Raw genomic sequence first — 11601 nt, 5'->3', positions numbered from 1 at the left:
CTCTAATAAAGCAAATATCACGCGATTTTCCGCCCGATCTCGGGCAATTGCGGCGCTGCCGAGATCAGCTTGCGGGTATAGGGATGGCGGGGGTTGGCAAAGACATCTTCGGTCTCGCCCTGTTCGACGATTTTCCCGGCCTGCATCACCATCACCCGATCCGTGATCGTGCGCACAACGCTCAGATCGTGGCTGATGAACAGGTAGGTCAGATCGTAGGCCGCGCACAGTTCTGCCAAAAGATCAAGGATCTGCGCCCGGACCGACACGTCGAGGGCCGAGACCGCCTCATCAAACAGGATCAGTTCTGGGCGAATTATCAACGCGCGGGCGATAGCGATACGTTGCCGCTGACCTCCCGAGAATTCGTGGATGTATTTCCCGGCATCATCCGGGCTGAGGCCGACAGCGCGCAGCATTTCGGCGATCCTGTCCTGACGCTCGGACCCGGTCGGAGGGGCTTCCAGCAGGTGAAACGGCTCTGTGATCAACCGCGCGACGCGGTGGCGCGGGTTGAAGCTACCATAAGGGTCCTGAAACACGACCTGCATCTTGCGGCGCACGTCGAGATTTGACTTATGGCCCGAGAAAACGGGCGCGCCGTCCAGCCGGATATCGCCGGATTGGACCTCCTCCAGCCCCAAAATAGCCCGTGTTAGGGTCGATTTACCACACCCTGACTCTCCGACAAGACCCAGACGCTCTCCGCGGTTGAGGGTGAAGCTGACCGTGTCCACCGCTCGCATATAGGCGGGCTTCGTGAACAGTCCCGTGCGTGGCAGACGGTAGTCACGAACCACGTCGGTGACCTCAAGCAAGGACTTTTGCTCCTGCGTCTCAGGCAGAGCAACTTGATGGTTCGAGGCGTCAAACAGCATCCGTGTATAGGGGTGCTGCATGTTTTTAAGCAGATGATCGGTTGCGCCGCTCTCGACCACTTCGCCCCGACGCATGACCACGATCTGATCCGCCATATCGGCCACCACGGCCAGATCATGGGTGATCATCAGAAGCCCCATGTCGTATTCGCGCACCAGCCCTTTCAGCAGGTCCAGAATCTGGGCCTGAGTGGTCACGTCCAGGGCTGTCGTGGGCTCATCCGCAATCAGCAGTTTGGGCCTGAGTGCGATCGCCATCGCTATGACCACGCGCTGACGCTGACCGCCCGACAGCTCATGCGGGTAGCGGGACAGAGGGAAACGGTTAGGAGGCAGGCCAACACGGCTGAGAACCTCTTGCGCTCGGGCCTCAGCTTGCGCGCGGGGCATTGCTTTGTGGATCAGGATGGTCTCCATAACCTGATCACCGATGGTTTTGACCGGGTTCAGAGCGGTCATCGGTTCCTGAAACACCATTCCGATCGACGCGCCGCGAAGGGCGCACATTTCAGTCTCAGGCAGGTTTAGAATCTCTTGCCCGTCCAGATGTATCGACCCGTCGGTGCTCGCGCCGTCTGGCATCAGTTGCATGATGGCCAGCGCAGTCATGGACTTGCCCGAGCCGCTCTCTCCCGTGACCGCCACGATCTGACCGGGCGCAATTGACAGACTGACTTGCTTCAGAATCTCAGCTTCATGAATGGCCAGAGACAGGTTTTCGATCCTCAACAAACTCATGCCCGCGCCACCCGAATGCGGGGGTCCAGCCAGTCGCGCAGACCGTCACCCAGCAAGTTCAGACCCAACACCGTCACAATGATTGCCAGACCCGGAATTAGAGCCAAATGCGGGGCAAAACTGACCATCGTCTGCGCATCGGCCAGCATCCGGCCCCAGCTTGGCGTGGGTGGTTGCGCGCCGAGACCGACGTAACTCAGCCCCGCTTCGGCCAGGATTCCAAGGCTGAATTGGATGGTCCCTTGAACGATTAGCAGATTGGCGACATTGGGCAGGATATGTTCTACAGAAATCCGCGCGGCACCTTTGCCCGACACGCGGGCAGCTAAGATGAACTCCCGCTCCCACAGGGACAGGGCCGCGCCGCGGGTGATACGGGCGAAGACGGGGATGTTGAAGATACCAATGGCGATAATCGCATTGATCGCTCCAGCACCAAAAACGGCAGTGATCAGGATGGCGATGACCAGAGAGGGGAAGGCAAAGACCAGATCATTGCCGCGCATGATGACTTCGTCTAGCCAAGATCCCTTTCGCGCTGCTGCCGTCAGGCCCAAGGGCACGCCCAAAGCCATCCCGATCCCCACCGCCACCAGCGCCACTGCAATGGACGTCCGCGCGCCGACCATGATCATCGAGAACATATCACGCCCGAAGTGATCGGTGCCGAACCAATGCTGCGCGTTGGGTGGCTGCAGTTTCGCGGGAATGTCCAGCGCGGCGTGGTCATAGGGCGTCCAGACAAACGAGAGCAGCGCCGCCAGCAGAACCAGAGACGACAGCACCGCGCCAAGGATCAGGTTTCGGCTCATGTCCGGCTCCTCAGCCGTGGGTCCACGGCGGCATAGGCCAGATCGACCAGAAAGTTCACGGTGATGACGGCAAAAACCAGCAACATCACCACGGATTCCACCACGATCAGATCGCGGGCCGAGATTGCCTGGAACACCAGTCGTCCAAGACCGGGCAGGTAGAAAACCTGCTCGATGATGATCGACCCGGCCAGCAGGAAGGAAAACTGCAGCCCGATGATCGTCAGCACCGGGATCAGCGCGTTGCGTACTCCGTGCCTCCAGAGCGCCTGTCGGCGGCTCAGACCTTTGGCACGGGCGGTGCGCATGAAATCCTCGCCAAGAATATCCAACAGCGACGACCGCATCACCCGCGCCAGAATGGCCGCTTGCGGCAGGGCCAAGGCGATGGCGGGCAGGGTCAGCGAATGCAGCCCGGTCCAGAACCCTTTGTCCCAACCGGCGAACCCGCCTGCGTTGAACCAGCGCAGATTGATGGCGAATATCAGCACCAGCATCATCGCGAACCAGAAGTTCGGCACGGCAATGCCCAATTGCGTGGCCCCCATGACCGTCAAATCCCCCGGCTTGCCACGACGGGCGGCAGCGTAGATGCCCGCTGGAAAGGCAATCAGGGTGGACAGGGTCAGCGCATAGAGCGCCAGCGGTAAGGACACCCACAGCCGATCCGCGATCATCTGCGAAACCGGCGTGCGATAGGTGTAAGAGGTGCCAAAATCGCCGGTCAGCATCCCTCCGACCCAATTGAAGTACCGATCGAGTTTGGACATATCCAACCCCAACTCGGCCCGCAGCGCGGCCAGCGTATCGGGCTGCGCATTGACGCCCAGCATGAATGAGGCCGGATCGCCTGGCGCGATCTCGATCACAGCGAAGATCACCACCGAGGCAACCGCCAGGCTGATCACCAGCGAAATCAGACGTTTGAGGGCATAGCGAAGCATCAGCGCCACGTTAGGCCGGGCCGCGCTTTGGGTCCAGCACCAGTTCCATTGTCGAGAATCAGCGTGAGCCTTATCCTGAGACCATTGTTTGAAAGGAAATTGATGATGAGAATACCTGTACTTGCGGCTTTGTTTTTAGCCGCAGCGGGCGCGGCGCCCGCTCAGCAACTAGATGTGGATTTCGTGATCACCGAAGACGGGCAAGCCGCGGGATGCGCGGCGAGTATCGTCTCGGGTCTGGATCCGAACGGTGATGGTTTTCTGGCTGTGCGCACCGGGCCCGGTTCGAACTATTTCCAGGTCGACCAACTGCGGAACGGCGACACAGTCCGCACCTGCGCGCAGCAGGGGGAGTGGATCGGTGTTTACTATGGCCAGCCCCGTCGCAAGGGCTGGGTTCATAGCAATTGGCTGATTGACGGGGCGGGTTAGCCCCGACAGTTACTCAGCCCAGCTGATCGCGGTCAGATCAATGGCGGCTGTTGGCGCATTCTGCCACAGCCCCTGAACGCCTGCTTTCGCCACGCCGAGCTTGGCCAGTTGGAACAGGTAGCCGTTGACGTAGTCGCTGGAGATTAGCCGCTGTGCCTCACCCATCAGGCGGGTACGCTCATCCGGGTCGGTTGTAGTGTTCAGCAGCTCCATCAGCGCCTGAAAATCTGTGCTTTCATACTGGAAATAGTAATCGGGCCGGGCGTAGATGCCGATATCCATCGGCTCGGTGTGGCTGACGATGGTCAGGCCGAAATCCTTGCCCTTGAAGACCGACTCCAACCACTGCGCCCATTCGACATTGATGATCTCGGCCGTGATCCCGACCTCGGCCAACTGGGCGGCGATGATCTCGCCACCCCTGCGCGCATAGGACGGGGGCGGCAGATGCAGCGTGGTTTCGAACCCGTCTGCCAATCCGGCTTCGGCCAGCAGGGATTTGGCTTTTTCCGGATCATAGGCGGATTGCCCAGTCAGATCGACATAGGCCGGGTGATGCGGCGCGAAATGGGTGCCGATGGGGGTGCCATAGCCGAACATGGCTCCATCAATGATCGCCTGACGGTCGATCGCGTGGGCCAGCGCCTGCCGAACGAGGATATCGTCAAAGGGCTCCTGCTTGTTGTTCGTGGACAGGATCGTCTCCCCCTCGGTCGAGCCGACAAGCACCTGAAAGCGTGGATCGGCCTCGAACTGAGGCAGGTTCTCGGGCGCGGGGAAGTTGTCGAACACATCCACATCCTCGGCCATCATGGCAGCAAAAGCGGCGGTCGGATCCGAGATGAACTTGAACGTAGCCGTCTCTAACGCTGGCTGATCGCCCCAATAATCGGGATTGCGGTTCAGCGTAATGCTGTCGCCCTGCACCCATTCGCCAAAGGTGAACGCCCCGGTTCCGACCGGGTTGGTCTTGATGTCGTCGATACTGTCTGATGCCACGATCACGGCGTCGCCCCAGGCCAAGTTGAACAGGAAGTTCCCGTTTGGCTCGGACAGGGTCACCTTGACGGTCGTCGGGTCCACCGCTTCAACACTTTCGATGCCGGCGAACAGCGCCTTCTGCGCATTCGCACTGTCCTCGGCCATGGCGCGATCCAGGCTGAACTTGACGTCCTCGGCATCCATCGTAGTGCCATCGTGGAAGGTCACTCCATCGCGCAGCTTGAAGGTATAGACGGTGCCGTCGTCTGAGATTTCCCAGCTTTCCGCCAGACCCGGCACGACCGAGCCGTCGCCCATGAAACGGGTCAGACCTTCGAAAATATTGGTGTAAACAACCGAATCAATGGCCTGCGCGGCGGCGCTGGTCGGGTCCAGATGCGGTGGCTCCAGCTGCATGGCGATGGTGATGTCGGATTTCGCCAACGCCTGCGTCGCCAGCACACTGGCGCTTAGCGCCAATATGGAACCGAAGGTTCGAAACATCTGCTTTGTCATGAAAATCTCTCCCCGTTGATGTCAACGTAGCCGCGTATTTCGGGCCTATCGGAGGCCAGTGTTCCCTTAAACCTAGGGTCATTCAAGGAAATGTTCGCGCAACCGGGGTTTCGCGGGCCCGGTCCGATCTGTTATGCCGCGCTGCAACATGAACCGTGCCGGAGCCGAGCATGAGCGCCACAGCCCGCAAAAAAGCCCCGAACGCCGAGGATATCCGCGCGCGCAAAGGCGGCGATCCTTTGGTCAGTCTGACGGCCTACACCACACCGATGGCCCGACTGATGGACGCCCATTGCGACTTTGTCCTTGTTGGCGACAGCGTCGGAATGGTGCTGCACGGATTGGAATCGACCCTTGGCGTGACGATGGAGATGATGATCCTGCACGGTCAGGCCGTCGCGCGCGGGCTGGAAGGCGCGATGATGGTGATCGACATGCCCTTCGGCAGCTACGAGGAAAGCCCCGCGCAAGCCTTCCGCAACGCGGCCCGCCTGATGGCGGAAACCGGGGCTGGCGCGGTTAAATTGGAAGGTGGGGTCGAGATGGCCGAGACCATCCGCTTTCTGGTCAAGCGCGGCATCCCGGTCATGGCCCATATCGGCCTGACGCCGCAATCCATCAACACGCTGGGCGGCTACAAGGTGCAAGGCCGTGACGAACAGGCCGAGGCGGTGCTGGCTGATGCCTCCGCCGTGGCACAGGCAGGTGCGTTTTCGGTTGTGTTAGAGAAGGTTCCGCAAGGTCTGGCCGATCGGATCACGGCTGAGGTGGAAATCCCGACCATCGGCATCGGAGCCTCTGCGGGCTGTGATGGGCAGATTCTTGTGGTAGACGACATGGTTGGCTTTTTCACAGCGTTCAAACCGAAATTCGTCAAACGCTACGCCGAACTTGGCCCATTGGCCGAAGCCGCCATTGCCGAATACTCCGCCGAAGTACGCGCCCGCACCTTCCCCGCAGATGAGCATGTGTTTGCTGACCAGGCCCCCAAGGGCACCCGCAAATGACCGCGCCAATTCTGCGCCGATTGGCGGACCTGCGTGTATTGACCCAGCAATGGCACCGTGACGGAGAGATAGTCGGCGTCGTCCCCACAATGGGCGCGCTGCATCAGGGCCATTTGTCACTGGTCGAGGCGGCCAAAGCCGGATGCGACCGCGTGATTGTCACGATCTTTGTGAACCCCAAACAGTTCAACAACCCCGAGGACCTGGCCAACTACCCGCGCACCGAGCATGAGGATGCCGAAAAGCTCGCCCCCTATGGCGTTGACGCGATCTACGTGCCGGACCCGGATCAGATCTACCCCGAGGGGTTCTCGACAACTGTAACGGTCGCGGGCCTGACCGATGTGATGGAGGGGCCCTTCCGCCCCGGTCACTTCGAAGGCGTCGCCACGGTGGTCGCCAAACTGTTCCTGCAAACGCAGGCGGATCGAGCCTATTTCGGGGAAAAAGACTATCAACAGCTGTTGGTCGTGCGGCGCATGGCCCGCGATTTGGATATCCCGATTGAGGTCGTCGGCTGCCCCACCGTGCGTGAGCCGTCGGGCTTGGCGATGTCCTCGCGCAATCTGCGCCTCTCAGCCGAAGGGCTGCAGATCGCGGCGCAGAAGAACCAGATCATGCGCGGGATGGCGGAAAAGCTGTCACAGGGCGCGGATTTCGCGCCGATTGCGCAAGCTGCGCGCGACACCCTGATTGAGGCGGGCTTCACCGAGGTCGAATATATCGACCTGCGTTGTGCCGAAACGCTGCAGGCCCTTCCCCGCGTCGACCGCCCAGCCCGCCTGTTCGTCACCGCCTGGGCGGATGGCGTTCGGCTGATAGACAATATCCCGGTCGCTGCAGCCTGATTTCTGCTCTGGCCCCTGCGCGAGTGTTTGCGCTAAAGTCCCGCAAAACACCACCCGGGGAGGAACGCGGGCATGACATATATTCTGGCTATTGATCAGGGAACGACATCATCGCGCGCCATTTTGTTTGACGCACAGATGCAGCGCGTGGGCACGGCCCAGCAGGAATTTCCCCAGCATTTCCCACAGGAAGGCTGGGTTGAACATGATGTCGAGGATATCTGGAACAGCGTTCTGAGCGTTTGTCAGGAGGTGATGGAAACCACGGGCACAATGCCTGCACAGATCGCCGGGATTGGCATCACCAACCAGCGTGAAACCACCGTGGTCTGGGACAAGACCACCGGCAAAGCGATCTACAATGCCATTGTCTGGCAGGACCGCCGCACCGCCGATATCTGCGCCCGCTACAAACAGGCCGGATGCGAGGATGACGTGACCCTGCAAACCGGGCTGCTTTTGGACCCCTATTTCTCGGGTACCAAGGTGAAATGGCTGTTGGATACCGTTCCCGGCGCCCGCGAAAGGGCCGAAGCCGGAGAGCTGCTATTCGGCACCATCGACAGTTTCCTGATCTGGCGGTTGACCGAAGGGCGCAACCACGTTACCGATGCCACCAACGCCGCCCGGACCCTGTTGTTCGACATCCACAAAGGCGCATGGAGCGCTGAGATCTGCGATCTGCTGGACGTCCCGATGGCGATGCTGCCAGAGGTGCTGGATTGCGCTGCTGATTTCGGTGCGACAACGCTGCTTGGCGGCAATATCCCTATTCTGGGCGTGGCCGGGGACCAGCAGGCCGCCACTATCGGACAGGCTTGTTTCCAACCCGGCATGATGAAATCGACCTATGGCACTGGCTGTTTCGCTTTGTTGAACACCGGCACGCAGCCGGTTGCCTCGAAGAACCGTCTACTCACCACGATCGGGTATCAGTTGGATGGGCAGCGGACTTATGCGTTGGAAGGCTCGATCTTTATCGCCGGGGCCGCCGTGCAGTGGTTGCGCGACGCGCTCCAGATCATCGACTCGGCCCCACAGAGCGGCGATCTGGCCAAGCAGGCCGATCCAAACCAGCATGTGGTGCTGGTGCCCGCTTTCACCGGCCTGGGTGCGCCCTATTGGAAACCGGATTGCCGTGGCGCAATGTTCGGACTGACCCGCAACTCGGGCCGGGCCGAAATTACCCGCGCCACACTGGAAAGCATCGCCTTCCAGACTCGAGACCTGTGGCACGCCATGCAAGGTGACTGGGGCGCCGAGGCAGAGGTGATCCTGCGCGTCGACGGCGGGATGAGCGCCTCTGACTGGGCCATGCAGGGCCTTTCCAACATTCTGGGCGCACCGGTGGATCGGCCCGTGATGCAGGAAACAACCGCCTTGGGGGCGGCCTGGTTGGCGGGCATGAAGGCCGGGATCTATCCCGATCAGGACGGTTTCGCCGAAACATGGCAATTGGATCAGCGCTTCGAGCCTGACATGCCGCAAAAGGACCGCGACGCGGCCTATGCCCGTTGGCAACGCGCCGTTCAGGCGGCCATGGCGTTCTAATCGGTCTTCGAACACCAAGTAGGCCGGGCTTCAGCCCGGCATCGCCCTCAACAACGTTTCGCGCTAACTGTGATCTTTCATCAGACGCTGCTTCTGCCGCGACCAATCCCGCTTGGCCTGGGTTTCGCGCTTGTCATGCAGCTTTTTACCCTTGGCGATCCCGATCTTCAGCTTCGCCCGGCCCTTGTGGTTGAAATACAGCACCAGCGGCACCAGCGTCATGCCCTTGCGCTGGGTTGCATTCCAAAGGTTCGACAGCTCTTTGCGCGACACCAGCAGCTTGCGGCGGCGGCGCTCTTCATGCTTGAAAACCTTGGCTTGCTCATAGGGGGCAATGTAGCTGTTGATCAGCCATAGCTCACCGTCATCGACCGAGGCATAGCTTTCGGCGATGTTCGACCCGCCCGCCCGCAGGGATTTGACCTCAGAGCCCTCCAGCATGATTCCGCACTCGATATCCTCTTCGATTGCGTAATCGAAGCGGGCGCGCCGGTTCTCGGCGATGACTTTGTAATTCGGGTCTGTCTTCTGCTTGGCCATGACGCGATGATGTAGGCGGCTTGGGCGGTCCTTGCAAGGCGCAGCGCCTACCTCTTGGCCGAGATGATTAGATCTGGGCCAAAAATCGTGTCGGCATGGTTGGCGAGATAGATTTTGAGCCACGGTGTGAAACGGGTGGGATGGCGGCGCACTTCGGCCAGCAGATCGTGATAGTCGATCCAACGGATATCCATCACTTCGTCCGGGTTAGGCTCGATTTTCAAATGTCCGCGGACATGGGCGAGGAACACGTCAACGACCTCATGTTCCACCATGCTGTTGCCGACATCAGCGTGATACTCCAGCCGGTGCCTGTATTCCGGGTAGAGGCCAGTGATCCCCAATTCCTCACGCAGGCGGCGCACGGCACAGGCCGAGGCGCTTTCGTTCCAGTCAGGATGCGTGCAACAGGTATTCGCCCAGAGACCCGGCGTGTGATATTTGCCCATGGCGCGGCGCTGCAGCAGAATCTCGGTGCCCCGCACGACAAAGACGGACACGGCCTTGTGCTTGAGGCCCTTTTCATGCGCCTCCAGCTTGTCGACGGGGGTCAATTGGCCATCAACCCAGGCCGGAATCATCAATCCCATCTGTCATCTCCTGATGCCGATCCGCCGGAACGGCGGGAATTTGGGGTTATGCAATGGCCAGATCGGCGTGGCGGTTCGGTGTTATAGGGCTGAGCACGGGCTACCGCATGGAACGAAGGTGGCAATGATAAGTCAGGTAATCAATCGCACGAAAGGCCGCAGGTGTGCGGCCTTTCGTCATGTCCAAAGGGATTTTCGGCCGATTTTACTCGCCGGAGACGCTCACGATGTAGGCATAGACATCCTCGCCGCCGTTTTTCAGACGGAAAGACATCTTGGATTTGGCCGAGGTTTCGCCAAGGTAATCCTTCAGGAACGCTTTGGGGTCCTGCGAATAGGCGACGAAGGTCTCTTCGTCCCAGACCAGCCCGTTTTCACCGGCAGCAACGATGCTGTCGCCGTATTTGAACCCTTCATAGGTGCCTGCAGTCCGACCTGCGATGCCATAGAGGTTCGGCCCGGTCTTGCCGCCCTTGACGATCACTTCACCCTCGGGATCCGCGATCATGTGGCAGGATTTGCACTTGTTGAAGGCTTTCTTGCCAGCTTCGGCGTCGCCTTCTGCATAGGCTGGCAGGGCCAGAAGGCCGATCATTGCTGTAGCTAGGATGCGATTCATTTTTTGGCTCCGATACTTGGTGGCTTGCGCAGATGGTGCTTTTGAGTGGCCCAGAGTCAACGCGCAGATTGCCGCGCATACGCGCTTATAGGCGCATTTACGAGCATTTCTAATCTGTTGCGTTCAGCGTTGACCAGCAAGGTAGCAAATCGTCGTAGACGGGTGTCGCTAGATAAATTGCTCGCGCGATCGCCCGCGCCAGACAGAGAGAGGTCGCATGGCCGATCTGCCCAAGCTCGATCTCTGAGGTCATGGGCTTTGCCCCTGTGCTGACACCAAACACCAAATCCCCATCGCCCGGCGTATGCGCAGGAACGATTGCTCGCGCGATCCCATCATGGGCGGCGACCGCAAGTCTCTGACATTGAGGTTTAGACAAGGCCGCGTCGGTGGCAACGATGGCAATCGTCGTGTTGGCTTTTTGCGGATCGGCACGCATGGCCTGCGACTTGCGGCTGACTTGCGGCTGGCCCAGTCCGCCGCGTGAATCAGGCCCTAAACCGCCGAATTCATCGCCAATCTCGAACGGCGCGGCCCAGAAATGGCGATCACCCGGCGTTGTCACACTTCCCAGCGGGTTCGCCGCCACCAAAGCGCCAACGATCACACCGCTGTCCAAAACAAATGAGGCCGAACCCAGCCCGCCCTTGTGCATCGCCGCCAAGGCCCCGGTCCCGGCCCCAGTTGTGCCTAGGGTGAAATCCTTGCTGGCGGTTTCGAAAGCCTTGCGTCCCAAAACGCGGTAAGGGTTTTCGTCCCACGACTTGTCACCGCCGTTCAACAGATCGAACAGGATTGCGCCGGGAACGATTGGGACCTTGATATCGCCGACAGGAAATCCCCGGTCTTGTGCCCGTAGCGCGTCCGAGACGCCCGAGCAGGCATCCAGACCAAGGGCCGATCCACCGGACAAAGTGATGGCGTCGACATGGGTGACGGATTTGTCGGGGGCCAGCAGGTCGGTTTCGCGCGTGCCGGGGGCCCCTCCCATCACGTGGACCGAGGCGGTGAATGGCGTGTCGGCGGTCAGGACTGTTGTGCCAGACTTCAGCGCAGTGTCCTGCGCATTGCCGACCTTCAGGCCGGGGACATCGGTGATCAGGTTTCGGGGTCCGGGGGTCATTTTCGCCTTTTTTGTTGGGCCG

At 60.2% G+C, this 11601-nt stretch carries 12 protein-coding genes; 4 read left to right on the top strand and 8 right to left on the bottom strand.

Going from position 1 to position 11601, the window contains the following annotated elements; genetic code table 11:
• Positions 1 to 17: 17 nt before the first annotated feature.
• The 3 genes from ACP15L_RS15275 to ACP15L_RS15265 are packed head-to-tail and all read right to left on the bottom strand — an operon-like array spanning position 18 to position 3372.
• Entirely contained in the window at positions 18 to 1616 is a 1599-nt protein-coding gene (locus tag ACP15L_RS15275) for an ABC transporter ATP-binding protein (protein WP_425084837.1), read from the bottom strand.
• Positions 1613 to 2428: an ABC transporter permease gene (locus ACP15L_RS15270; RefSeq protein ID WP_425084836.1), complete on the bottom strand. Its 816-nt coding sequence runs from the start codon at positions 2426 to 2428 to the stop codon at positions 1613 to 1615. The genes ACP15L_RS15275 and ACP15L_RS15270 overlap by 4 nt, the downstream gene beginning before the upstream one ends.
• Positions 2425 to 3372, bottom strand: coding sequence for an ABC transporter permease (locus tag ACP15L_RS15265; RefSeq protein WP_425084835.1), 948 nt, complete (start codon positions 3370 to 3372; stop codon positions 2425 to 2427). The genes ACP15L_RS15270 and ACP15L_RS15265 overlap by 4 nt, the downstream gene beginning before the upstream one ends.
• A 105-nt stretch (positions 3373 to 3477) precedes the next feature.
• Here ACP15L_RS15265 and ACP15L_RS15260 point away from each other — a divergent pair, with 105 nt between their 5' ends.
• Positions 3478 to 3804 carry an SH3 domain-containing protein gene (locus tag ACP15L_RS15260; protein WP_170379470.1) on the top strand — a complete coding sequence of 109 codons (327 nt, stop codon included), beginning with the start codon at positions 3478 to 3480 and terminating at the stop codon, positions 3802 to 3804.
• Between the two features lie 9 nt (positions 3805 to 3813).
• Here ACP15L_RS15260 and ACP15L_RS15255 read toward each other — a convergent pair whose 3' ends face one another.
• A complete protein-coding gene (locus ACP15L_RS15255; protein WP_425084834.1) occupies positions 3814 to 5301 on the bottom strand; it encodes an ABC transporter substrate-binding protein in 1488 nt (495 codons plus the stop codon).
• Positions 5302 to 5471: 170 nt separating this feature from the next.
• Here ACP15L_RS15255 and panB point away from each other — a divergent pair, with 170 nt between their 5' ends.
• The 3 genes from panB to glpK all read left to right on the top strand — a co-directional run bounded on the left by panB (position 5472) and on the right by glpK (position 8707).
• Positions 5472 to 6308, top strand: coding sequence for a 3-methyl-2-oxobutanoate hydroxymethyltransferase (gene panB, locus ACP15L_RS15250; protein WP_425084833.1), 837 nt, complete (start codon positions 5472 to 5474; stop codon positions 6306 to 6308).
• Positions 6305 to 7156: a pantoate--beta-alanine ligase gene (panC, locus tag ACP15L_RS15245; protein ID WP_425084832.1), complete on the top strand. Its 852-nt coding sequence runs from the start codon at positions 6305 to 6307 to the stop codon at positions 7154 to 7156. Before panB ends, panC begins: the two co-directional genes overlap by 4 nt.
• Before the next feature lie 72 nt (positions 7157 to 7228).
• Positions 7229 to 8707, top strand: coding sequence for a glycerol kinase GlpK (glpK, locus tag ACP15L_RS15240; protein WP_425084831.1), 1479 nt, complete (start codon positions 7229 to 7231; stop codon positions 8705 to 8707).
• 63 nt (positions 8708 to 8770) lie between these two features.
• Here the strand turns inward: glpK and smpB are convergent, their stop codons facing one another.
• The 4 genes from smpB to ACP15L_RS15220 form a co-directional block, all read right to left on the bottom strand.
• Positions 8771 to 9247: an SsrA-binding protein SmpB gene (smpB, locus tag ACP15L_RS15235; RefSeq protein ID WP_170379480.1), complete on the bottom strand. Its 477-nt coding sequence runs from the start codon at positions 9245 to 9247 to the stop codon at positions 8771 to 8773.
• 47 nt (positions 9248 to 9294) lie between these two features.
• On the bottom strand, positions 9295 to 9837 hold the full coding sequence (gene idi, locus ACP15L_RS15230) for an isopentenyl-diphosphate Delta-isomerase (RefSeq protein WP_425084830.1): 543 nt from the start codon (positions 9835 to 9837) through the stop codon (positions 9295 to 9297).
• Between the two features lie 205 nt (positions 9838 to 10042).
• Complete coding sequence (locus ACP15L_RS15225) at positions 10043 to 10456, bottom strand: c-type cytochrome (protein WP_425084829.1); 414 nt, start codon at positions 10454 to 10456, stop codon at positions 10043 to 10045.
• 109 nt (positions 10457 to 10565) lie between these two features.
• Positions 10566 to 11579: a P1 family peptidase gene (locus tag ACP15L_RS15220; protein ID WP_425084828.1), complete on the bottom strand. Its 1014-nt coding sequence runs from the start codon at positions 11577 to 11579 to the stop codon at positions 10566 to 10568.
• Positions 11580 to 11601: the final 22 nt, after the last annotated feature.

This window comes from Ruegeria profundi, from assembly GCF_049800715.1.
Taxonomy (GTDB): Bacteria; Pseudomonadota; Alphaproteobacteria; order Rhodobacterales; family Rhodobacteraceae; genus Ruegeria; species Ruegeria profundi_A.
This window is presented reverse-complemented; position numbering and strand designations above follow the sequence as displayed.

Coding starts and splice junctions, on each gene's coding strand:
- glpK (WP_425084831.1), top strand. CDS start 7,229: ATGACATATATTCTGGCTATTGATCAGGGAACGACATCATCGCGCGCC.
- ACP15L_RS15255 (WP_425084834.1), bottom strand. CDS start 5,301: ATGACAAAGCAGATGTTTCGAACCTTCGGTTCCATATTGGCGCTAAGC.
- panB (WP_425084833.1), top strand. CDS start 5,472: ATGAGCGCCACAGCCCGCAAAAAAGCCCCGAACGCCGAGGATATCCGC.
- ACP15L_RS15265 (WP_425084835.1), bottom strand. CDS start 3,372: ATGCTTCGCTATGCCCTCAAACGTCTGATTTCGCTGGTGATCAGCCTG.
- ACP15L_RS15260 (WP_170379470.1), top strand. CDS start 3,478: ATGAGAATACCTGTACTTGCGGCTTTGTTTTTAGCCGCAGCGGGCGCG.
- ACP15L_RS15275 (WP_425084837.1), bottom strand. CDS start 1,616: ATGAGTTTGTTGAGGATCGAAAACCTGTCTCTGGCCATTCATGAAGCT.
- smpB (WP_170379480.1), bottom strand. CDS start 9,247: ATGGCCAAGCAGAAGACAGACCCGAATTACAAAGTCATCGCCGAGAAC.
- ACP15L_RS15270 (WP_425084836.1), bottom strand. CDS start 2,428: ATGAGCCGAAACCTGATCCTTGGCGCGGTGCTGTCGTCTCTGGTTCTG.
- ACP15L_RS15225 (WP_425084829.1), bottom strand. CDS start 10,456: ATGAATCGCATCCTAGCTACAGCAATGATCGGCCTTCTGGCCCTGCCA.
- panC (WP_425084832.1), top strand. CDS start 6,305: ATGACCGCGCCAATTCTGCGCCGATTGGCGGACCTGCGTGTATTGACC.
- ACP15L_RS15220 (WP_425084828.1), bottom strand. CDS start 11,579: ATGACCCCCGGACCCCGAAACCTGATCACCGATGTCCCCGGCCTGAAG.
- idi (WP_425084830.1), bottom strand. CDS start 9,837: ATGGGATTGATGATTCCGGCCTGGGTTGATGGCCAATTGACCCCCGTC.